The 21,275-nt window shown below is 65.0% G+C and carries 21 protein-coding genes and 2 pseudogenes; 7 read left to right on the forward strand and 16 right to left on the reverse strand.

Annotation, left to right across the window (positions count from 1 at the left end; genetic code table 11):
• Nucleotides 1-126 precede the first annotated feature (126 nt).
• The 4 genes and pseudogenes from rlmM to ACNFHO_RS14470 all read left to right on the forward strand — a co-directional run bounded on the left by rlmM (nucleotide 127) and on the right by ACNFHO_RS14470 (nucleotide 5,104).
• The gene (rlmM, locus tag ACNFHO_RS14455) at nucleotides 127-1,191 is read left to right on the forward strand and encodes a 23S rRNA (cytidine(2498)-2'-O)-methyltransferase RlmM (RefSeq protein WP_054892446.1); all 1,065 of its coding nucleotides are present in this window, start codon (nucleotides 127-129) and stop codon (nucleotides 1,189-1,191) included.
• A gap of 81 nt (nucleotides 1,192-1,272) precedes the next feature.
• On the forward strand, nucleotides 1,273-1,515 hold the full coding sequence (gene tusA, locus ACNFHO_RS14460; RefSeq protein WP_054892445.1) for a sulfurtransferase TusA: 243 nt from the start codon (nucleotides 1,273-1,275) through the stop codon (nucleotides 1,513-1,515).
• Nucleotides 1,516-1,571: 56 nt separating this feature from the next.
• The gene (gene pdxB / locus ACNFHO_RS14465; protein ID WP_414155088.1) at nucleotides 1,572-2,714 is read left to right on the forward strand and encodes a 4-phosphoerythronate dehydrogenase PdxB; all 1,143 of its coding nucleotides are present in this window, start codon (nucleotides 1,572-1,574) and stop codon (nucleotides 2,712-2,714) included.
• 195 nt (nucleotides 2,715-2,909) lie between these two features.
• Nucleotides 2,910-5,104, forward strand: a pseudogene (locus ACNFHO_RS14470) (TonB-dependent siderophore receptor).
• Between the two features lie 194 nt (nucleotides 5,105-5,298).
• Here ACNFHO_RS14470 and ACNFHO_RS14475 read toward each other — a convergent pair.
• Nucleotides 5,299-5,904: a biliverdin-producing heme oxygenase gene (locus ACNFHO_RS14475; RefSeq protein WP_416766719.1), complete on the reverse strand. Its 606-nt coding sequence runs from the start codon at nucleotides 5,902-5,904 to the stop codon at nucleotides 5,299-5,301.
• Nucleotides 5,905-6,001: 97 nt separating this feature from the next.
• On the opposite strand from ACNFHO_RS14475, the gene ACNFHO_RS14480 reads away from it, so the two are divergent.
• Nucleotides 6,002-6,547 carry a histidine phosphatase family protein gene (locus tag ACNFHO_RS14480; RefSeq protein WP_416766720.1) on the forward strand — a complete coding sequence of 182 codons (546 nt, stop codon included), beginning with the start codon at nucleotides 6,002-6,004 and terminating at the stop codon, nucleotides 6,545-6,547.
• A gap of 9 nt (nucleotides 6,548-6,556) precedes the next feature.
• Here ACNFHO_RS14480 and ACNFHO_RS14485 read toward each other — a convergent pair whose 3' ends face one another.
• From ACNFHO_RS14485 to ACNFHO_RS14500, 4 genes and pseudogenes are all read right to left on the reverse strand, one after another.
• Nucleotides 6,557-7,342, reverse strand: a complete 786-nt coding sequence (locus ACNFHO_RS14485; protein ID WP_054892440.1) for a sulfite exporter TauE/SafE family protein — start codon at nucleotides 7,340-7,342, stop codon at nucleotides 6,557-6,559.
• Between the two features lie 316 nt (nucleotides 7,343-7,658).
• Nucleotides 7,659-8,537: a methyl-accepting chemotaxis protein gene (locus ACNFHO_RS14490; RefSeq protein WP_371926246.1), complete on the reverse strand. Its 879-nt coding sequence runs from the start codon at nucleotides 8,535-8,537 to the stop codon at nucleotides 7,659-7,661.
• Nucleotides 8,514-9,677 (reverse strand): annotated as a pseudogene (locus tag ACNFHO_RS14495) (cache domain-containing protein); the annotation flags it as partial. The gene ACNFHO_RS14490 and the pseudogene ACNFHO_RS14495, both read right to left, overlap by 24 nt.
• A 6-nt stretch (nucleotides 9,678-9,683) precedes the next feature.
• Entirely contained in the window at nucleotides 9,684-10,562 is an 879-nt protein-coding gene (locus ACNFHO_RS14500) for a LysR family transcriptional regulator (protein WP_416766721.1), read from the reverse strand.
• Between the two features lie 101 nt (nucleotides 10,563-10,663).
• Between ACNFHO_RS14500 and ACNFHO_RS14505 the strand changes: the two genes are divergently transcribed.
• Nucleotides 10,664-11,092: a PACE efflux transporter gene (locus tag ACNFHO_RS14505; protein ID WP_054892437.1), complete on the forward strand. Its 429-nt coding sequence runs from the start codon at nucleotides 10,664-10,666 to the stop codon at nucleotides 11,090-11,092.
• Between the two features lie 4 nt (nucleotides 11,093-11,096).
• Here ACNFHO_RS14505 and ACNFHO_RS14510 read toward each other — a convergent pair whose 3' ends face one another.
• The 3 genes from ACNFHO_RS14510 to ACNFHO_RS14520 all read right to left on the reverse strand — a co-directional run bounded on the left by ACNFHO_RS14510 (nucleotide 11,097) and on the right by ACNFHO_RS14520 (nucleotide 13,346).
• Nucleotides 11,097-12,095, reverse strand: coding sequence for a hypothetical protein (locus ACNFHO_RS14510; protein WP_416766722.1), 999 nt, complete (start codon nucleotides 12,093-12,095; stop codon nucleotides 11,097-11,099).
• A gap of 98 nt (nucleotides 12,096-12,193) precedes the next feature.
• Complete coding sequence (locus ACNFHO_RS14515; RefSeq protein ID WP_416766723.1) at nucleotides 12,194-12,637, reverse strand: GNAT family N-acetyltransferase; 444 nt, start codon at nucleotides 12,635-12,637, stop codon at nucleotides 12,194-12,196.
• A gap of 67 nt (nucleotides 12,638-12,704) precedes the next feature.
• Entirely contained in the window at nucleotides 12,705-13,346 is a 642-nt protein-coding gene (locus ACNFHO_RS14520; protein WP_063544044.1) for an HD domain-containing protein, read from the reverse strand.
• Between the two features lie 177 nt (nucleotides 13,347-13,523).
• On the opposite strand from ACNFHO_RS14520, the gene ACNFHO_RS14525 reads away from it, so the two are divergent.
• Entirely contained in the window at nucleotides 13,524-14,489 is a 966-nt protein-coding gene (locus tag ACNFHO_RS14525) for a GlxA family transcriptional regulator (RefSeq protein ID WP_054892433.1), read from the forward strand.
• Here the strand turns inward: ACNFHO_RS14525 and ACNFHO_RS14530 are convergent.
• The 8 genes from ACNFHO_RS14530 to ACNFHO_RS14565 form a co-directional block, all read right to left on the reverse strand.
• On the reverse strand, nucleotides 14,471-15,166 hold the full coding sequence (locus ACNFHO_RS14530; RefSeq protein WP_054892432.1) for a GntR family transcriptional regulator: 696 nt from the start codon (nucleotides 15,164-15,166) through the stop codon (nucleotides 14,471-14,473). The genes ACNFHO_RS14525 and ACNFHO_RS14530 overlap by 19 nt on opposite strands.
• A 16-nt stretch (nucleotides 15,167-15,182) precedes the next feature.
• Complete coding sequence (locus ACNFHO_RS14535; RefSeq protein ID WP_054892431.1) at nucleotides 15,183-15,890, reverse strand: FadR/GntR family transcriptional regulator; 708 nt, start codon at nucleotides 15,888-15,890, stop codon at nucleotides 15,183-15,185.
• A gap of 70 nt (nucleotides 15,891-15,960) precedes the next feature.
• A complete protein-coding gene (locus ACNFHO_RS14540) occupies nucleotides 15,961-17,271 on the reverse strand; it encodes a C4-dicarboxylate transporter DctA (RefSeq protein ID WP_054892430.1) in 1,311 nt (436 codons plus the stop codon).
• 300 nt (nucleotides 17,272-17,571) lie between these two features.
• The gene (locus ACNFHO_RS14545) at nucleotides 17,572-18,066 is read right to left on the reverse strand and encodes an Lrp/AsnC family transcriptional regulator (protein WP_112897858.1); all 495 of its coding nucleotides are present in this window, start codon (nucleotides 18,064-18,066) and stop codon (nucleotides 17,572-17,574) included.
• Between the two features lie 11 nt (nucleotides 18,067-18,077).
• On the reverse strand, nucleotides 18,078-18,893 hold the full coding sequence (locus ACNFHO_RS14550; protein ID WP_416766724.1) for an ABC transporter ATP-binding protein: 816 nt from the start codon (nucleotides 18,891-18,893) through the stop codon (nucleotides 18,078-18,080).
• Between the two features lie 4 nt (nucleotides 18,894-18,897).
• Nucleotides 18,898-19,611 carry an ABC transporter permease gene (locus ACNFHO_RS14555; RefSeq protein WP_416766725.1) on the reverse strand — a complete coding sequence of 238 codons (714 nt, stop codon included), beginning with the start codon at nucleotides 19,609-19,611 and terminating at the stop codon, nucleotides 18,898-18,900.
• Nucleotides 19,608-20,309 carry an ABC transporter permease gene (locus tag ACNFHO_RS14560; RefSeq protein ID WP_054892427.1) on the reverse strand — a complete coding sequence of 234 codons (702 nt, stop codon included), beginning with the start codon at nucleotides 20,307-20,309 and terminating at the stop codon, nucleotides 19,608-19,610. Before ACNFHO_RS14560 ends, ACNFHO_RS14555 begins: the two co-directional genes overlap by 4 nt.
• 94 nt (nucleotides 20,310-20,403) lie before the next feature.
• Nucleotides 20,404-21,183, reverse strand: a complete 780-nt coding sequence (locus ACNFHO_RS14565) for an ABC transporter substrate-binding protein (RefSeq protein WP_063544050.1) — start codon at nucleotides 21,181-21,183, stop codon at nucleotides 20,404-20,406.
• Between the last annotated feature and the right edge of the window lie 92 nt (nucleotides 21,184-21,275).

The raw sequence follows: 21,275 nt of genomic DNA on the forward strand, positions 1-21,275 counted from the left end.
CAATCAGGTTAGACCGCTTTGGCGGGCCTGACGTTGTTCTGGACCTGCGGGGCATGTCGCAGGTTCCGAACTTCCTTTATCATTCGCCGCCCTGGCGCTGTCTGCGCCAGTGATGTGGAGTAAGAGATGAATACCCTGTTCATGCATTGCCGGCCCGGCTTCGAGGGCGAGGTCTGCGCCGAAATCAGCGAACACGCCGCGCACCTGGGCGTGGCCGGCTATGCCAAGGGCAAGCCGCAGAGCGCCAGCGCCGAATTCGTTTGCCTCGACGAAGGCGGTGCCGAACGCCTGATGCGTGAGCTGCGCTTCGACCGGCTGATCTTCCCGCGCCAATGGGCGCGCGGCGACTTCGTCGAGCTGCCGGAGACTGACCGGATCAGTGTGCTGCTCGAGCACCTGGCGGGCCTGCCGGTGTGTGGCAGCCTGTGGCTGGAGGTGCTCGACAGCAACGACGGCAAGGAGCTGTCGACTTTCTGCCGCAAATTCGAGGTGCCGCTGCGCAAGGCGCTGGAGAAGGCCGGGCGTCTGGTCGAGGATGCCAGCAAGCCACGCCTGCTGCTGACGTTCATCAGTGGCCGACGGGTGTTTCTCGGCCTGGCCGAAGCGGGCAATTCGGCACTGTGGCCGATGGGCATCCCGCGCCTGAAGTTCCCGCGCGAGGCGCCGAGCCGCTCGACCCTCAAGCTTGAGGAAGCCTGGCACCAGTTCATCCCGCGCGATCAATGGGACCAACGCCTGAACGACGACATGACCGGCGTCGACCTGGGCGCTTCACCGGGCGGCTGGACCTACCAGCTGGTCAAGCGTGGCATGCTGGTCACCGCCATCGACAACGGCCCGATGGCTGAAAGCCTGATGGATACGGGGCTGGTGCAGCATTTGATGGCCGACGGCTTTACCTGGAAGCCCAAGCAGACCGTTGACTGGATGGTCTGCGACATCGTCGAGAAGCCCGCACGCACGGCCTCGCTGATCGAAACCTGGCTGGGCGAGGGGTTGTGCCGCGAGGCCGTGGTCAACCTCAAGCTGCCGATGAAGCAGCGTCACGCCGAGGTGCGCAAGCTGCTCGATCGCATCGAGGCCTCGTTCAAGGCGCGCAAGGTCAAGGTGTCGATAGCCTGCAAACAGCTGTACCACGACCGCGAAGAGGTCACTTGCCACCTTCGCCGGCTCGACCTCAAGCCGCGCTGAGACGATCGGGGCCGTGCTGCGGCCCCTGTTTGACCTGCACGCGGTTTGCGCGACAATACCCCACAATTTGCGGAGCCCACCATGACCGACTTCACTCCAGACGCGACCCTCGACGCCACCGGCCTGAACTGTCCGGAGCCGGTGATGATGCTGCACCAACACGTGCGCAACCTCGCTGCCGGCGGCCTGCTCAAGGTCATCGCCACCGACCCCTCGACCCGCCGCGACATCCCCAAGTTCTGCACCTTCCTCGGCCATGAGCTGGTGCAACAGCAGGAAGACGCCGGCACCTACCTGTACTGGATTCGCAAGAAGGCCGACTGAGCTGGATCGCACAGGCCACAGCGCCTACACTGCGCTCCCCTGAAAGGAGAGCGCCCATGCTGATCGTTGCCGACGAAAATATCCCGCTGCTCGATGCCTTCTTCGCCGGATTCGGCGAAATCCGCCGTTACCCTGGCCGGGCCATCGATGCAGCCTGTGTCAGGGATGCCGATCTGCTGCTGGTGCGCTCGGTCACCCGCGTCGACCGGCAACTGCTCGAAGGCAGCAAGGTGCGCTTCGTCGGCACTTGCACCATCGGCACCGACCACCTTGATCTCGAATACTTCGCTCAGGCCGACATCCACTGGAGCAGCGCGCCTGGCTGCAACGCCCGCGGCGTGGTGGACTACGTGCTGGGCAGCCTGCTGACCCTGGCCGAGCTCGATGGCGTGGAGCTGCCCAAGCGGGTGTATGGCGTGGTTGGAGCCGGTGAGGTGGGCGGGCGTCTGGTCCGTGTACTGCGGGGCTTGGGCTGGCAGGTGCTGGTGTGCGATCCGCTGCGCGCAGCCAGCGAAGAGGGCGACTTCGTCAGCCTGGACACGTTGCTTGAACAGTGTGACACCATCAGCCTGCATACCCCGCTGCAACGCGGCGGCGAACATCCGACCTGGCATCTGCTCGGTGCGCGGCAACTGGCCCGCCTGCGCCCAGGGGCCTGGCTGATCAATGCCAGCCGCGGGCCGGTAGTGGACAACGACGCCCTGCGCGAGCTGCTGCTGGACCGCGAGGATGTCCACGCGGTGCTGGATGTCTGGGAGGGCGAGCCGCAGGTCGACCTGGCGCTGGCCGACCTGTGCACCCTGGCCACGCCGCATATCGCCGGCTACAGCCTCGATGGCAAGCAGCGCGGGACCGCGCAGATCTACCAGGCCTTCTGCCGTTCGCAAGGTTTGCCGGAGCAGGTGCACCTGGCCGACCTGCTGCCGTCGCCAGCGCTGGCACGCCTGGACTTCGATGCCAGCGCCGACCCGGCCTGGGCGCTGGCAACCCTGTGCCGTGCGGTCTACGACCCGCGTCGCGACGATGCGGATTTTCGTCGCAGCCTGAGCGAGGATCCCACCGAGCAACGTGCGGCATTCGACCTGCTGCGCAAGCAGTATCCGGTCCGTCGCGAGATCGAAGGGCTGGCGGTACGGGTACAGGGTGACGCGCCACAGCTGGTGCAGGCCATCAATGCTCTGGGCGCGGTGCTGGTCTAGCCCACGTCGGGTGCGGGTGTCTGCCAGGCGGGTTTACGGGCAATCTGTAAATTTCGTAAATAAGATTTAAACCTATTTGAGAATCATTATATTCGCCATCCCTGACGGACCCGCCTTTTTGCCGGGCCGGTGGGCGAGGGGCCTGCCGACCGGGGCGCGGCTTGCTTCTCGCACACGATTTCAGGAGATGTACCGATGCACACCCGACCTTCCCCGCACCGCCTGGCGCTGGCCATCGTTGCCCTGGCCGCGCCCGTGGCAACGACTTCAGCATTCGCCGAGCAGGCGCTGGTCATCGAAGACACGCTGGTGACCGCCGAACGTGAGGCACGCCAGGCGCTGGGATCGTCGGTCATCACCGAAGAGGACATCAAGCGCCGCCCGCCGGCCAATGACTTGTCCGACATCATCCGCCGCGAACCGGGGGTCAACCTCACCGGCAATAGTGCCAGCGGCGCCCGTGGCAACAACCGGCAGATCGACCTGCGCGGCATGGGCCCGGAAAACACCCTGATCCTGATCGATGGCAAGCCATCGAGTGCACGCAACTCGGTGCGCTATGGCTGGAACGGCGACCGCGATACCCGCGGCGAGACCAACTGGGTGCCGGCCGAAGCGGTCGAGCGCATCGAGATCCTGCGTGGCCCCGCAGCTGCGCGCTATGGCTCGGGCGCCATGGGCGGGGTGGTCAACATCATCACCAAGCGCCCCAGCGAAGCACTCAAGGGCAGCTCAGCCTGTACACCCTGATGCCGGAGGACAGCGCCGAGGGCGCCAGCCACCGGACCAACTTCAACCTCGGTGGTGGCCTGACCGACACCCTGGGGTTCCGTCTGTATGGCGGCCTGGCCAAGACCGACGCCGACGACCTGGACATCAACGCCGCACACGCTGGCAGCTCGACCGTGGCCGGGCGCGAGGGTGTGCGCAACAAGGATATCAACGGCCTGCTGAGCTGGAAGCTCAACGACGAGCATCGCCTGGAGATGAGCGCAGGCTACAGCCGCCAGGGCAATATCTACGCTGGCGACACCATGAACAGCAACGGCGGTGGCAACGCGCAACTGATCTCCAGCCTGTATGGCCACGAGACCAACGTGATGCAGCGCAACACCTACGACCTGACGCACCTGGGCGACTTCACCTGGGGCACCAGCAAGACCGTGTTGGCCTATGAGTACGTGCGCAACTGGCGCTTGAACGAGGGCATGGCCGGGCGTACCGAAGGGGCGATCGACGGCAACGATGCGGCATTCTCGCGCTTGCGTAACACGCGCCTGTCGAGCGAGGTCAACTTGCCGTTCGCAGTGGGCGCCACGGAGCACGTGCTGACCGTTGGCGGCGAGTACCTCTATGAAACCCTCAACGACCAGGGCTCGTTCCGTCCGCAAAGCTCCGACCCGACAGGCGTTGGCAACGACGTGATCGCAGGCTTCGACCGTAGCGATTCGAAGATGCAGGCGCGCAGCCATGCCTTGTTCGTCGAGGACAACATCATCATTGGCGCGACCACCGTCACGCCGGGTTTGCGTTTCGATCACCACGAGACCTTCGGCGACAACTTCAGCCCTAGCTTGAACCTGTCGCACAAGATCACCGACGAACTGACCTTCAAGGGCGGCATCGCCCGTGCCTACAAGACGCCGAACCTGTACCAGTCCAACCCCAGCTACCTGCTCTACAGCCGCGGCAATGGCTGCAGCGTGCAGCAGACCAACTCCGGCGGCTGCTACCTGCAGGGCAACGCCGACCTCAAGCCTGAGATCAGCGTCAACAAGGAGATCGGCCTGCTGTATGACCGCGGCACCTGGCGCACCAGTGCGACCTATTTCCGTAACGACTACCAGAACAAGATCATTGGCGGCACCGACGTGGTCTACGCGATCAATGGCGGCAGTCGTGTGACCCAGTGGGAAAACGCCGGCAAGGCACGGGTAGAAGGCCTTGAGGGCAACCTGTTCGTCGAGCTCACCCCGAGCCTGGACTGGAACACCAACCTGACCTGGATGCTCGACAATGACAACCGTGAGACCGGCGAGCCGCTGTCGGTGATCCCCGAGTACACGGTCAACACCACCCTGGATTGGCGTGCGACCGACAAGTTGTCGCTGCAGCTGGCCGGTACCTGGTTCGGCAAGCAGAAGTCGCCGACCTGGAACTACCGCACCCAGGAGCGCTATGACGAGTCGGCGCAGAAGGATGTCGAAGCCTATGGGCTGGTGGATGTGAGTGCCGGGTACAAGTTCAACGCCAACTACGATGTGCGGGTGGGGGTGAACAACGTGTTCGACAAGCAGATCCTGCGCGGCGGCAACGCGAGCAGCGCCGGTGCCAACACCTACAACCAGCCGGGCCGGGCGCTGTTTGCGGCGTTGAATATTTCGTTCTGATATCAAAACACGGGCGCCCCCCCTGTAGGAGCGGGGTCGTCCCGCGATCGGGCGCGTAGCGGCCGTAGATCAGGCAACCGGGGTATTCCTGAAACACCTCGAAGCCCGGTTTTACGGCCGCTTCGCGCCCGATCGCGGGACGACCCCGCTCCTACAGGGTATGTGACGTTTTTCAGGTTGATCAACGGTGGCGCTTAGCACTCAATTGCGTGCAACAACACCGCGCGCTGCTCCAGCCAGCGCTCGAAGCAGGTGAAGGTCGCGACCGCCGCAGCCACGGCGCGGGCCTGGTTTTCGGGTGACAGGGGATGCCGATCCAGGCGTTCGATAAAGCCGCGCCAGTGGCTGGCGGTGGCGCTGCCATACACATCGAGAAAACCACCGCCGCTGTCGGCGTCGATACCCAGGCGCTGCGCCATGGCACGCCTGAGCACCTGACCACCGAGGGTGGAGCCCTCCACTACGTACATCACACCCAGCGCGCTGGCCTCATCGGTGATGGCTGGCAAGTCCCGGCACAGCGGCAGCGCGTCTATCTGCTCGGCGCTCAGCTTGAGCGCCTGCAGGTCGCGGCACAGCGCCTCAGCCTTGTTGCGCTCATTGCCCTGGTGCGTTGCCAGCAATGCTTCGAGCGGTGCGTGAAAGCCGTAGTACGCCTCGATGAGGCGGCGATAGGCGTCATGGTCGAAACCTTCGCTGAAAAACGGCAGGCGCGCCTCCAGGGCCTTGTGACAGGCTTGTGTACCTTCACGCAGAGCGAGCAGGACAGGACCGGGAGGGGGGCGGGAGGTGATGGTCATCGAATCGACTCTGATGGCTAATTGCCTGGGTTAGACTGGCGATCCTAGCGCAGCGTTCCTCGATGCCCTAATCCTCATTTGCCAGAGAAACTCCAAGGTGAAAGCCGTCCGTCTGACCCTGGTCTGCCATGCCCTGACCCACGCCCAGAAAACCGGGCGATTTGCGCTGGCCGACGATCCCGTACTGGGCGATGCCCCGCTGTTGAAGGCTGTGCCCGACGGAGTGCAAGTACTCAGCGCACCCGAACTGCGCGCCCGTGAAACCGCCGCCTGGCTCGCCCCCGAGGTGCGTATCGAGACGGCGCTGGCCGACTGTGACATGGGGCATTGGCAGGGCGTTGCGCTCAAGCAGTTGCAGCGCGAGCAGAGCGAAGCCCTGGCGTGGTGGCAGGTCGACGTGGACGCGGCGCCCCATGGTGGAGAGTCCTTCGCCGCGCTGCACAAGCGCGTGGCGCAGTGGCTGGAGGCATTCGACACGCCGGGCGACTGGTGGGCGGTCACGCACCCGATGTTGATGCGCGCCGCGATGGTCGAAGTGCTCGGCAGTTCGCTCGGGGCCTACCAGCGTATCGATATCCCGCCGTGCTCACGGCTCGAACTCAGCCGAACCGAGGTCTGGCGCATGCGCCTGGGCCCGGCCTGAGGGGCGGGATCAGAAGGCCAGCTTGTAGCCGATCAGCAGCAGCATGCCCGCCAGGCAGGGACGCAGCACACGATCGGAGATGCGGCCTGTGAGGTGGCTGCCCAGGTAGATGCCCGGCAGCGAGCCGAGCAGCAGGTAGCCGAGCAGCGACCAGTCCATATTGCCCATGCCGGCATGGCCCAGGCCCGCGACCAGGGTCAGTGGCACGGCGTGGGCGATTTCGGTGCCGACCAGGCGCCGGGTCACCAGGAACGGGTAGAGCAGGAACAGCGCCACGGTGCCCAGGGCGCCGGCACCGATCGAGGTCAGGGTGACCATGACCCCGAGCACTACACCGGTGATCACGGTGAGGAGGTTCAGGCTGCGGTCGCTGAGATGGTAGTGATCGCCTGCATGCTTGCTGGCGAAGGCCTGCAGGCGCGACTTGAACAGGATCGCCAGGGCGGTAAGGATCAGCACCACCGCCAGGCCCTGCTTGATGATGGCGTTGAGTGCCGAGGTATCGGCATGCAGGGTGCTGAGGAACCACAGGGTCAGCGCTGCCGCGGGCACGCTGCCCAGGCTCAGCCAGCCGGTGATCTTCCAGTCGATGTTCTTGTTGCGTGCATGCACCCAGACGCCACTGGCCTTGGTGATTGCCGCGTAGAGCAGGTCGGTGCCCACGGCGGTGGCGGGATTGATACCGAACCACAGCAGGATCGGCGTCATCAGCGATCCGCCGCCGACGCCGGTCATGCCAACGATGAAACCCACGACCAGCCCGGCAATGGTGAAACCGAAAGAACCTACATCCATACGCTACTCAATCTGCCCGCTAGCCCGTTGTCGGATGGCAGAAGGATATAGATTGTTCTTTATAGCCAAATAGAATTGTTCGTTATTAGGTTATAACGCGGCAGCGCCACAGGTCTCCTGTAGGAGCGGGCTTGCCCGCGAAAAGAACACCGCGGAGCATGGCACCGGCTGCGCCGGTGATCGCGGGGCAAGCCCGCTCCCACAGGGGATTGGGCTGACCTTTAGATTTTGAGTAAGACAGTGACTCCCACAGGGATTGAGCTGGCTGTCAGATTTTGAATAAGACAGCTACTCCTCCAAGTGCAGTGAAGCAGTTTCAGATCCTGAAACTGCCCACCAACTGCTTCAAGCGTCCCGCCTGCTGGGTCAGCGCATCGCAGTGGCGCAGGGTTTCGTTGAGGTTCTGCACCCCTTGCTGGTTGAGTGCGTTGATCTGGGTGATATCCAGGTTCAAGCTCTCGACCACCGCGCTCTGCTCCTCGGTCGCCGTGGCCACCGACTGGTTCATGCCATCGATCTCGCCGATGCGCAGGGTCACGCTGGCCAGGCGCTCGCCCGCCTGGTTGGCCACCTGCACGGTCTGCTCGCTGGAGACCTGGCTGGCGTTCATGGTGTGCACCGCCTCGCGCGAGCCAACCTGCAGGCTGGTGATCATGCGGTGGATCTCTTCGGCCGACTCCTGGGTGCGGTGTGCCAGGTTGCGCACCTCGTCGGCGACCACGGCGAAGCCTCGGCCCGCTTCCCCGGCGCGCGCGGCTTCGATGGCGGCGTTGAGCGCCAGCAGGTTGGTCTGCTGGGAGATGCCCTTGATCACGTCGAGGATCTTGCCGATCTCGTCGGTGCTGGCGTTGAGGGTTTCGATCTGCTCGCACGACTCGCTGATCTTGTGCGACAGCGCGGTCATGGCGTTGATCGCATCCTCCACCACCTGGCGCCCGTCGTTGGCCTGATCGCTGGCGCCGCTGGCGTGCTGCGAGGCATCGGCGGCATTGCGTGCGATTTCCTGGGTGGCGGCGCCGAGCTGATTGATCGCTGCCGCCACGCTGTTGGTACGCAGGCTTTGTTCCTCGGAGCCGTTGATCGAGGCGTTGGAAGCACTCATCACCTGTTCGGACAGGTCGTGCACCTGCCGCGTGGCCGAGGCCACTTCACTGATCGAGGCGTGGATACGCTCGACGAAGCGGTTGAAGGCCATGGCCAGCTCGCCGAACTCGTCCTTGTGCTGCACCTGCAAGCGACGGGTGAGGTCGCCTTCGCCTTCGGCGATATCGTGCATGGCGCGGCCCATGGTGGTCAGCGGGCGCATCAGCAGGGGGATCAGCAGGCCGAGCACGGCAGCGATGGCAGCCACGGCAATGATCATGGCGATGATGGCCGAACTGCGGAACTGGCCGAGGGCGGCGTAGGCCTTGTCTTTGTCGATGGACAGGCCGATGTACCACTGCGCCGAGGGTAGCCCCTTGACCTGGGTGAAGGAGACGATCCGCTCTTCGCCGCCGAGGGTCACGTCCTGCATGCCCGGCTCGACCCGCAGGCCGCTACCGGGGTAGATGTCCTTGAGGTTCTTCATCAGCTGGTCCTTGTCGGGGCTGACGATTACCTGGCCTTCACGGTCGACCAGGAAGGCGTGGCCGATACCGCCGAAGTCCACCGCGTTGATGATGTCGACCAGGCTGTCCAGGCTCAGGTCACCACCGACAACCCCGAGCAGCTCACCATTGTTGCGGGCCTTGACCGGTATGGCGATGGTCACCACCAGGCCGCCCACCGATGCCTGGTAGGGCGGTGTCAGCAGGGTCTGGTTGGCGCTCACCGCAGCGGTGTACCAAGGGCGTTTGCGCGGGTCGTAGCCTTCGGGCATCTGTGCGTCGGGGCGCTGGGTGAACAGCCCGGTGTTCTGGCCGAAGTAGGTGAACTGGAAGTTGCTGGTGTATGAGGGTTGGTCGACCAGCCCGGCGACCTGATTGCCGGTGCCTTGCTGGGCGATGTCCTGGGCGAGGTTCTCCAGGATCAGGATGCGTCCGCCCATCCAGTTCTGCACGCTGCTGGCGGTCAGCGCGCCGGCCTGCTGGACCGAGGATTCGATGTTCTGGCGGATGGTGTTGCGTTGCAGGTAGTCGTTGTAGAGGGTGAACAATGCGAATGCCAGTACCACGACACCGCAGGCGCTGAGGAGGATCTTGTGGCGGAACTTCAGGTTCATGTTTCGAGACCTTGAGCCGATGCTGGGGAGGCCGCCATGCACTTTTGGCGCGTAGCGGCGCCTGTCGGGATCGGTATCGGCCTGCCGGTCAAAAGGTTGAGTTAGACGTTGTTCTGGCCGACGAGCGGCCATGTGCGGTCAACCGCCAGCCAGCAGCTCCACCAGCGCCCGCGCGGCCTGCCCGAGGGGCTGTTGCTTGAGCCACAGCGCATGCACCGGCAACTGCAGTTCGTTGCGGGTGTTGCGAAACGCCAGGCGCACCAGCCGCCCGGCTTCCACCAGGGGGGCGACCCGCGTTGCCGGCAGGTCGCCCCAGCCGAGGCCTGCTTCGACCATCTGCAGGGCCAGGTCGACGCTGTCGGTACGCCAGTGCGTGGTGCCGATCAGCGAGCGGGTGTCGCGCAGCGGCAAGTCGCGGCTGTGTACCAGGATCTGACGGAGGCTGACCAGGTCTTCGAGGTCGCGGATGCGCCCCTGGCGCAGTGCTGGATGGTTGGGCGACAGGGCTGCCACCAGCGACTCGCTGCCCAGGTGCTGGAAGCTGCGCTGCGGATCGACCTGCAACCCGGCAAAGGCCAGGCACAGCCCGACGCGGCCGCTGTCCAGCAGGTGCAGGGCGTCCTCCTGCGGTGCGCTGAGCAGTTCGATGTCGAGCAGCGGATAGCGTTCGCCCAGCCGCGCAATGGCGGCCAGCAGCGGACGCGGGTCGATGTCCGGCACCACGGCGATCGCCAGGCTGCTTTCCAGCCCTCGCGACAGTTCAAGCGCATGCACTTGCAGTAACCCCAGTTGCTCGGCGATCAGCCGTGCGTGCGGCTCCAGAGCGCGGGCGCGGTCTGTGGCGCGGACCTCGCGTGCTCCGCGCTCGAACAGCGCGTAGCCGAGTTCGGCCTCGAGATCGCCGATGGCCATGCTCACCGCCGACGGCACCCGCCCCAGCACCCGTGCGGCAGCGGAGAACGAGCCGCGGTCGAGCACGGCGAGGAACAGCTGGATGTTGTCGCTGGAAAAGTTCATGCGGTTCTCCTTTCAGTCAATCTGAAAGGTGCTGACTTTTTCTGTCAAGAATATTGACTCATTCTCGTCGCCTTCATTTCCTGCGTTCCGAGGTAATCACGGTGCAAGGCGTCAAGCGCAAACTGGTCTACGTGACCTTCTATGAACTGATCGGCCTGGGCATGTCGACCCTGGGGCTGGCCTATCTCTCCGATACCCCGGCCTCGCACACCGGCCCCCTGGCGGTAATGATCACCACCATCGCCATGTTTTGGAACCTGGTCTACAACAGCCTGTTCGAACACTGGGAGAGCCGTCAGGCCAAGCGTGGGCGCAGCCTGGCACGTCGTGTGGCGCACGCGGTGGGCTTCCAGCTGACGCTGGTGCTGTACCTGATTCCGCTGATTGCCTGGTGGCTGGACATGAGCCTGGTCGAGGCATTCGTGGTGGACCTGGCGTTCATCGTGCTGGTGCCGTGCTACACCTTCGCCTACAACTGGGCGTTCGACCGCATCTTCGGCCTGCCGACCTCGGCCATGGCAGTGGCCTGAGGCGTCAGGGCCGGCCTGCGCCCGACAACAGGCCATCCTCGATCTGCCCCGACAGGTAGTACACCCCCGAGAGCGCGCCGCTCTGGCGGTTTTCCATCAGCTCGCGCCATTCCTCGTTCAGCGCCACGTTGAGGATCACCCGCAGTTGCTCGACCATCTGCGGCTGTTCGCGGTCATGGGTCATCATGCCGAAACCGGCCACCGCCACCGAGATCATCGCTCCGGCGGCCTTGCCTACTGCGGCCGCCACCGCGCTGGCGATGCCGCGCGGGGCCAGGGTGGCGCCGAGTTTTTCGCTGGCGCGGGTGGCCACCGACGACAGCCCTACCTCGGTTTGCCCGGGAGCCTTGGCAGCCTGGCCGTGCAGGTGCTGGCGCAGCGCCTGCCAGGCGGGCTGTTGGTCCAGTGACTGGGCGCGCAGCAGTTGGTAGAGCGTCGCATCCCTGGCCGCGGGCGGGCCCAGGGCGATGGCCGCAAGGTGATTCAGACGCTGGCTGACCTGATCGGGCGGGGCGTTGTAGCGTTGGATGATTGTCGGCAACTGCTTGGCGAACAGTTCCAGGTACAGCGCGCTGGCAAGGTCGCGGATGCCTTCGGGGTTGATCTGCTCGGCGACCGGTTCGATCACCCGTTCGTGGTACTGCGCCTGCAGGTACAGCGCCAGGCGTTTTTCCGGTGGGTCACTGCCGTTGCCGCTGTTCATCTTGTACCAGGCAACCTTGAGGGTCAGCCACTGCTGGGTCCAGTAGCCGGTGAACCAGGGGATGAAGTCGCTTTCGGTGCGTTGCTGCACCTGTTCGCGCCAGACCCGCATCGAGCGACGGGCATAGTCGCTGGCCGAGCCGGTGGCGGCAACCGAGGCGCCAATCAGGTCCTGGTCGATCTGTTGCCAGAGGGCGGGGGTGAGCGTGGCCGGGGGCGGGGCGGGTGGGGTGCGTTTGCCGGCACAGCCAGCCAGGGCCAGCAGCAGGCATAGCAGCAAGAGGGGAATGCGCGGGTTCACGCGGGTAGCCTCCCTGGGTAGAGGCTGGATGAGGTCTTCTGATTATAGGAGCGGGAAGGGCCGCAGAGCGGCCCCTTTTTGCAGTGCGAAAGCCATGTTCAGCCCTCGCGTTTCAGATGCAGCAGCGGATACGGATCGCCCTGCCCATCGACTTCGCTGCGTCCGGTCTGGACGAAGCCCTGGCTGAGGTAGAAACCCACGGCCTGCGGGTTCTGTTCGTTGACATCGACCTCGCGTACGCCCAGTTCGGCGACGGCGTCAGCCAACAGCGTCTTGCCGATGCCCTGGCCGCGGTAGATCGGATCGACGAAGAGCATCTCCAGCTTGCCCTCGTGTACCCCGGCGAAGCCGAGGATCTGCCCTTGTTCATCGTATGCGGCGCGCAGCTGGACGAAGCCCAGGTATTGGTCGCGTACCAGCGGGCGCAGGCGTTCGATGTAGCCTTCGGGAAGAAAATCGTGCGTAGCCCGCACCGAGGCTTCCCACAGTTCGGTCAGTCGTTCGAACTGCTCTGCGCCGACTGGCGCGATGGTGTGTTGCATAAGACCTCCTGGCGTGTAATTGCCGGGCGCATGGTAAGGCGCCCGGCAAGCCTTGGCCAGCGAGGCCTCAGCTCGGCCAGCAGGACTGGCGGATCACGCTGCAGAAGTTGCCGGGATGGAAACCCGGTTCCTTGTCGGCGATGACATCGCCCTTGACGTTGCCGAAGGTGGTCTGCGGCTTGTGGCGGATGCCATCGTAGAAGGCCTGGATGATCGCTTCCTTGAACTGCTCGCCGCGAGGGTGGGCCTGGACCACGGCGTCGCGCTCGGTAGTGCTCAGCCCCTCGTGGTGCAGGCCGAGGACGTCGGTCTCGACACCGGCGGTCACCAGTGCGATCAGCGGGTGCATGAACTCGGGAATACCCGGTGTGGTGTGCAGGGCGATGGCGGTCCAGACCCGCTCGATGTCGCGTTCGGCGATGCCATGGCCCTTGAGGAAGTCGCGGGCGGCGTTGGCGCCGTCGACCTCGAAGCGGCAGCAGTCGCTGCTGTGCTGATGGGTCAGGCCCATATCGTGGAACATGCAGCCGCAGTACAGCAGTTCGCTGTCGAACTTCAGACCCAGGCGCTTGCCGGCCAGGGCGGCGAAGTAGAATACCCGGCTGGAGTGGTGGAACAGCAGCGGCGAGGCGGTGTCGCGGACCAGTTCGGTGATTTCACGGGCCATGGCGCTGTCAGGCACCTGGATACCGGCGATGGAGGTGGACATGGGTGACTCCTGGTGTGGTGGTGGAGTCAGTGTGGCGGGGCGAGTGATTGTCCTCAATTGACGTTATGCGTCATATCCTGCCATTGTCGGTCTGCGACAGACATGGCCTGCGCACGGGGTCGGCCGGGGTTTTATGCTGTCGCTACCCACCCTTTTGCGCGCCTACAGGATCTCCAGATGCCCTCGCTGACCCTCGCCATCCTTGCCATGCCCGGCGTCCAGTTGCTCGATGCCAGCGGCCCGCTCGATGTCTTCGCCGAGGCCAACCGCCAGGCCGGTCGCGAGGTCTATCGCCTGCGCCTGCTGGCCTGCGAACCCGGCCCACTGGTCAGTTCGTCCGGCGCACGCCTGCTGCCCGATGGCTGGATCGGCGACACCCACGAGCCCATCGACACCCTGCTTATCGCCGGTACGCCGCAGGCGGCCAGCCAGCACCTGCGCAGCGGCATCCTCGACTGGCTGCGGGGGCGCGCCGCCAGTTGTCGACGCTACGGATCAGTCTGTACTGGCGCCTTCGCCCTGGCGGCTGCCGGCCTGCTCGATGGCCGACGCATCACCACGCACTGGGCGGTCGCCGAGGCCTTGGCCGAGCGCTATCCCGAGGTGCAGGTGGACGCCGATGCGATCCAGGTCCATGACGGCAAGGTGCGCACTGCGGCGGGGGTGACGTCCGGGCTGGACCTGGCGTTGAGCCTGGTGGAGGAGGACCTGGGGCGAGAGCTCGCCAAGCAGGTGGCAGGGCAGTTGGTGATGTACTTCAAGCGTCCGGGCGGGCAATTGCAGTTCAGTCGCCAGGGCGCCTCGTCGCCGGTCGGGCGCTCGGTGCTTCAGGGGTTGCAGCGCTATGTGGCCGCCAATCCGGCCGAGGATCACAGCATCGCCAGCCTGGCGCAGCGGGCGGGTCTCAGCCCGCGGCACTTCGCCCGGCTGTTCCAGGCCGATGTGGGCATGACCCCGGCGGCCTGGGTGGAACTGGCACGGGTCAATGCCGCCCGTGAGCGCCTCGAGGGCGGACGCGAGCCGCCCAAGCAGGTGGCCGCCTTGTGTGGCTTCGCCAATGTCGACACCCTGCGCCGCGCCTTCGTGCGGCATGTCGGGGTCACCCCGGCGGACTACCGCAAACGTTACGCGCGCACGCTCTGATCGAGGTCGAGCTTGGCTTCGAGGCGGTCCAGGTGCTGGTGCATCAACGCCAGCGCCGCGGTGCTGTCGCCATCTTCCACCGCGTCGATGATTGCCGCGTGCTCTTCCCAGGCGCAGTGCTCGCAGCAGGGCGACTCGTAGCGGGCGATGATCAGCGAAGTCATCGGCACCAGGCCATTGAGAAAGCGCGCCAAGGGTGCGTTGTTGGCCATTTGCGCAAGCTTGAGGTGGAATTCGCCGCCCAGACGGATGGCCGTGCAGCGCTCGCCGCGTTCGTGGTGCAGGCGCTCGCGCTCGACCAGTTGGCGCAGTTGCCGGATCTGCCCCGGACGCGCGCGCTGGGTGGCCAGGCCGATCAGTGTGGTTTCAGCCAGGCGCCGTGCACTGAGCACCTGGCGCGCCTGCTGTGGATCGGGCGCGGCCAGGTGTGCGGTGTGGCTGGGGCGTTGCACCACTACCTGCTGGTCGGCCAGGCGCCCGAGCACCCGGCGGATCACTGTGCGGCTGACGCCGAAGGCATTGCCCAGCGCTTGCTCGGGCAGGGCGCTGCCAGGTGGCAGGCGCTGTTCGAGGATGGCGTCGAACAGGCGCGGGTAGATCTGTTCGGCTCCCAGGCGGCCTTCGCCGGTCTTGATCAACTGGGGCAGGCACGGGTCGGCGTGGGCGAAGGCGGTCATGATCGCTCTCCTGACGTCAAAGATGCGGGTCCGGATGGTCGTCCGGGATGTTCAGTTCGATGCCCATGCGCTGGCCCTCGGCGAGGATGTGCCGGCGCATCTGGGCGCTGGCCTGGGCGCTGTTGCGTGCGCGGATGGCGCGCACCACCGCCTCGTTCTCGTCGAGCCGTGCGGCCAGGTGTTCAGGGGAGTCGCGCAGCATGGCCGCGCTCTGCTTGAGCGCGTTGCTGGTCTGCTGCACCACGCTCTGGAAGATCGGGTTGGTGGTCAGCGCGAACAGCGCCTCGTGGAAGGCGATGTAGGCGGCTACGCCTGCCTCGCTGTCGCAGGCGTCAACGGCTTCGCGCAGGTCCATCAGGGTCAGGCGCAGCTGGCCGATGTCCTGGTTGCCCGCCGATTGCGCGACCAGCCCGGCGATGAAGGGCTCGAGGGTGTAGCGCAGCTCCAGCACATCGGCCAGGCTGGCAGCGCCGACGCTATCGGTGCTTTGTACCAGCGTGGCGTCGGCCTCCAGCACCAGCACACCTTTGCCAGGCATCGAACGCACCAGTCCGAGGGTTTCCAGTACGGTCACCGCTTCACGCAGGCTGGGGCGGCTGATGCCCAATTGTTCGGCCAGCTCGCGCTGGCCTGGCAGCATTTCGCCGCTGCGCCACTGGCCGCGGGCCAGGGCCTTGCGCAGCTTTTCCACCACGGAGTTGACGACGGTCGATGAGCTGATCACGGTTCGCTCCCTGATTGAAACCTGAGTCTTGGCGCCTGTGGGCCGACGCTGAACGCCGGCCCTGGCACGGTCAGAATTCCTGCTGATGGGCCTGGCCCGGTTTGCGCGCTACCGGTGCGAAGCCGGGCTTGCCGGCCAGCACGTTGTTGGCGCGCTCCATGTCGATGTCCTTCTCCCAACGGGCGATGGCCACGGTGGCGACACAGTTGCCGATCAGGTTGGTCAGTGCCCGGCCGATGCCCATGAACCAGTCCACGGCCAGCACCAGCACCAGGCCGACCACCGGGATCGCCGGCACGGCGGTCAGGGTGGCGGCCAGGATCACCAGCGCCGAGCCCGGGATGCCGTGGGCGCCCTTGGAGGTGACCAGTGACACCAGCAGGATGGTCAGCAGGTCGGTCATGGCCAGTGGCGTGCCGGTGGCGTTGGCGATGAACACGATGGCCAGGGTGAGGTAGATCGAGAAACCGTCCAGGTTGAACGAGTAGCCGGTCGGAATCACCAGTCCCACGGTGGAACTGCCGATCCCCAGGTGTTCGAGCTTGCGCATCACCTGTGGCAGTACGGCGTCGGAGGAGGCGGTGCCGAGGACGATGGTCAGTTCCTCGCGCAGGTACTTGATGAACGGGATCAGCTTCAGGCCCGACACGCGCATTACCGTGCCCAGGATCAGCAGCACGAAGCCTGCACAGGTGATGTAGAACAGCGCCACCAGCCCGCCCAGGTGCTGCAGCGATTCCAGGCCGTACTTGCTGGTGGTGAAGGCGATGGCGCCGAACACGCCGATCGGCGCCAGGCGCACGATCATGCCCATGATGCGGAAGATCACATGGCTGAGTTCGTTGATCAGGCGCGAGATGCCCGAGGCCGACTCGCCGACCAGGTTCAGTGCACTGCCGAACAGCACGGCGAACAGCAGGACCTGGAGGATGTTGTTGTCGGCGAAGGCACCGATCACCGAGGTCGGGATCAGCTCCATGAAGAACGCCGTGGCGCCGTGGATGTGCGCACCGCGATCGGCCAGGGCGCCGGCATCGGCGCTGGAGAGCTGGTCGAGGTGGATGTTGGCACCTTGACCAATGCCGGTGGAGAAGGCCAGCACCAGGCCGATGACCAGGGCGATGGTGGTGAGAATTTCGAAGTAGATCACCGACTTCAGGCCGATGCGTCCGACCTTCTTCAGGTCGCCCGCGCCGGAGATGCCGCTGACCACCACGCAGAACACGATGATGCCGATGAGCATCTTGATCAGCTTGATGAAGCCGTCACCGAGGGGTTTGAGCTGCAGGGAAACTTCGGGAAAGCTGAGACCGCAGATAACGCCCAGGGCGAGGCCCAGGACAACTTGGAGGAAGATCGAACGCGAGCACCATTTGAGCATGGGAGGGATCTCTGATTCGGTGTCCCTGCTTCGATGCACGCCAGGGGATGGCGGGCGAAAGAGCGCAGGACTTAATTATTGTGGTCTTACCGGTTTGTCCAGTGCGGGGTAAATGTAAGCGCGAATTTCCGAGCTTGGCAAGGGCTTTTGGACTTACCGGTCTGACCAGTTGCGGGCCGGTGCACTGCAGGCGCTCTGCGCGGGGTGTTGGAGGGGAAAATAAATTTTGACGGGTGTGGCGTCGCTGGATACCGGGCCGACGGGCGGCCCGATATCAGCGAATGGGGGATTTTGAAGCGGTCAGGCTTGTGGTGCGAGGCTCTTGACCGACGCCAGTTCCGGGTGGGCGACCAGCTTGTCGATATGCAGTTCGTCGTCGTTCATCCAGGCTTCGGTCAGCACCCGGTAGTGCTCCATGTCGCGGCAGCGCATGCGCAGGCTGTAGTCGAAATGGCCGCTGATCAGTTGGCATTCATAGACCTGCGGGCAGGCCCGCACGGTGGCCTCGAAGGCGCGCTGGGCGGAACGCCCGCTCTGGTTGGACAAGGCCACCAGGACCAGCAGCGACAGGCCAGGCGACACCTGCTGCAGGTCGATGATCGCACCGTAGCCGCGGATCACACCTCGGCGCTCCAGCTTGCGCACCCGCTCAAGGCAAGGCCTGGGCGTCAGGTGCACGAGGGTCGAGAGCTTCTCGTAGGTGATCCTGCCCTGGTGGCGCAGCACATCGATGATCGCTTCATCGATGCGGTCCAGCGGCGGGTTGGCGGGGGAGCGGGTGGCCTTGCTATCCATACGGCGTGACTTCACTTCAAACGGTTTGAGAGAAACTGTTGCAGGCGTGGGCTCTGCGGGTGGTCCAGGATGTCGGCACTGCCGTGCTCCTCCACCAGTCCCTGGTGCAGGAACAGCACCTGGCTGGACACCTGGCGGGCAAAGCCCATCTCGTGGGTGACCATGAGCATGGTACGTCCTTCCTCGGCGAGCGTCTGTATCACCTTGAGCACTTCGCCGACCAGCTCGGGGTCGAGCGCCGAGGTCGGTTCGTCGAACAGGATGATCTCCGGCTCCATGGCCAGTGCGCGGGCGATCGCCACTCGCTGCTGTTGGCCGCCGGAGAGGAATGCAGGGTATTGCTCGGCGGCGCGCGCAGGCAGGCCGACCTTGTCCAGATAGGTGCGCGCTCGTGCCTGGGCCTCGGCGGCACTGATGCCCAGTACCTTGCGCGGCGCCAGGCAGATGTTTTCCAGCACGGTCAGGTGGCTCCACAGGTTGAAATGCTGGAACACCATCGCCAGGCGTGTGCGCAGGTTCTGCAGTTGTGCAGGTGGCGGCGTGCGGGTGCCGGGGCGGATCTGCAGGGTCTGGCCGTCGAGGGTGATGCTGCCGGCATCGGGCTGTTCGAGGAAGTTGATGCAGCGCAGGAAGGTGCTCTTGCCCGAGCCACTGGCGCCGATCAGGCTGATCACGTCGCCCTTGCGGGCTTGCAGCGATACGCCCTTGAGCACCTGGTGCTCGCCGTAGTGCTTGTGCAGGCCGTCGACGCTGAGCTTGATCGCGCTCGCATGGGCCTGGGTGGAGGTCGCGTGTTCGAAGTTCAAAGGCAGTGCGGTGGCGGTCATGGGGTCAGCCTCGTACGGGATCAAGGAAGCGCATCCAGCGGCGCTCGGCGAGTCGGAACAAGCCGACCAGGGCGAAGGACAGCAACATGTACAGCAGCGCAGCCACGCCGAAAGCCTGGAAGGTCAGGAAGGTCGCGGCGTTGGCGTCGCGCGCCACCTTGAGGATGTCGGCGACGGTGGCGGTGAAGGCCAGCGAGGTGGCATGCAGCATGAGGATCAGCTCGTTGCTGTAGGCCGGCAGCGAGCGGCGCAGGGCCGCCGGCAGTACCAGGAACAGGTTCAGCTTCCAGCCGCGCAGGCCATAGGCCTGGGCCGCCTCCAGTTCGCCGGCGGGCAGGTTGCGGATCGCCCCGGCGAAGATCTCCACGGTGTAGGCGCAGGTGTTGAGCACGAACGCCAGCAGGGTGCAGTTGAGTGCGTTGCGCAAGAACTGGTCGAGCAGCGCGTGTTCGCGCACCACCTCCAGGCTGTAGAGGCCTGTGTAGCAGATCAGCAACTGGATATAGAGCGGTGTGCCGCGGAACACGAAGGTGTACACCTGCACCGGCACGCGCAGCCAGCTGTGGCGCGACACCCGCGCCAGCGCCAGGGGTAGCGAAAGGACGAACCCCAGGACCATGCTCGCCAGGAACAGCCACAGCGTCATGGCCAGGCCCGACAGACCACTGCCATCGTTGTACAGATAGGCGACGCCGTATTGCTGAAGGAGTTCGATCATCGTGCCAGTCCCCGCACGCCGGTGTTGTAGCGCCGCTCAAGGTGCTTGAACAGGCGGTTGGAAAGGGTGGTGATCAGCAGGTAGACCAACCCGGCCAGGCACAGGAAGAACAGCATGTCATTGGTGGTCTTGCCGGCGTTCTGCGCGGCCTTGACCAGGTCGGCCAGGCCGATGATCGACACCAGTGCAGTGGACTTGAGCAACACCAGCCAGTTGTTGCCAAGGCCTGGCAGGGCGAAACGCATCAGTTGCGGGAACAGCACCAGGCGAAAGCGCTGGGCACGGCTCAGGCCGTAGGCGGTGGCTGCCTCCAGTTGACCCGCTGGCACGCTGAGGATCGCGCCGCGAAAGTTCTCGGTGAAGTAGGCGCCGTAGATGAAGCCCAGGGTCAGCACGCCGGCGCCGAAGGGGTCGATCTCCACGTAGTCCCAACCCAGTGCTTCGGTAAGGTCGTTGAGCCAGATCTGCATGCTGTAGAACAGCAACAGGATCAGCACCAGGTCCGGGACGCTGCGGATCAGTGTGGTGTAGAGGGTGGCCGGGATACGCAGCAGCTTGGAGTGCGACAGCTTGGCGCTGGCGCCGACCAGGCCGAGCAGCAGGCTGAGCAGCAACGACAGGAATGCCAGCTTCAGGGTCATCCAGGTGCCTTGGGCCAGCAACGGGCCGAAGCCCTGCAGAGAAAGCAAGTCGTTCATGAGAGGGGTCTCGTGCGACGGGATGGCTTGGGGATCGAAGCTGTCGGCGCTGGCCGCTTCGCGGGCAAGTCGGGGCCAGCGCTGGCAGCGACGATCACTCGTTGTAGATGTCCAGGTCGCCCACGTACTTCTTCTGGATTTCGGCGTAGGTGCCATCGGCGTGGATCGCCGCGATACCCTTGTCGAGCAGGGCCTTGAGCTCTGGATCGGTCTTGCGCAGGCCCATGGCGATGTCCAGCGGCAGGCTTGGGTCCTTGATCGCCGGGCCGCTCTTGAAATCGGCGCCCTCAGGCTTGGAGAGGAAATTCAGCTGGGCTTCGAGGCGGTCGGTGACGGTAGCGTCGAGACGACCGTTCTGCAGGTCGGCGTAGTTCTGGTCCTGGGACTGGTAGGCCTTGACCTGCGCGCCGAGCGGGGTCAGCACGGCGCGGGCATAGGCCTCCTGCAGGGAACCTTGCAGCACGCCAACCTGCTTGCCCTTGAGCGACTCGGGGGTGTCGCCGAAGGTGGCGGACTTACGCACCACCACCGAAGTGGGGCTGAGGAACAGACGGTCGGTGAAATCGATCTGCTTCAGGCGCGCGGGCGTGACCGCCATCGATGACATGATGGCGTCGAACTTGCGCGCACGCAGCGCCGGGATCATGCCGTCGAACTCGTTGTGCACCCAGGTGCACTTGACCTGCAGCTTGGCGCAGATGGCATTGCCCAGCTCGATGTCGAAGCCTTGCAGGCTGCCATCGGCGGCGACGGATTCGAAGGGTGGGTATTCGGGGAAGACGCCGAAGCGGATTTCGGTCCATTCCTTGGCCTGGACGGCAGTGGCACACAGCGAGAACAGCAGGACGCCGAAGCGTTTTCGCATGGAGAGCATAGGTGGGGTCCCTGGGTGTTGTTATTGGTTGTAGGGCGGCGCAAGTGCGTAGGTCTGTCCGTGACTCTGGAGTCGGGGTCAGGATGCGCGAG

Source organism: Pseudomonas sp. NY15374, assembly GCF_048068255.1.
GTDB lineage: Bacteria > Pseudomonadota > Gammaproteobacteria > Pseudomonadales > Pseudomonadaceae > Aquipseudomonas > Aquipseudomonas machongensis.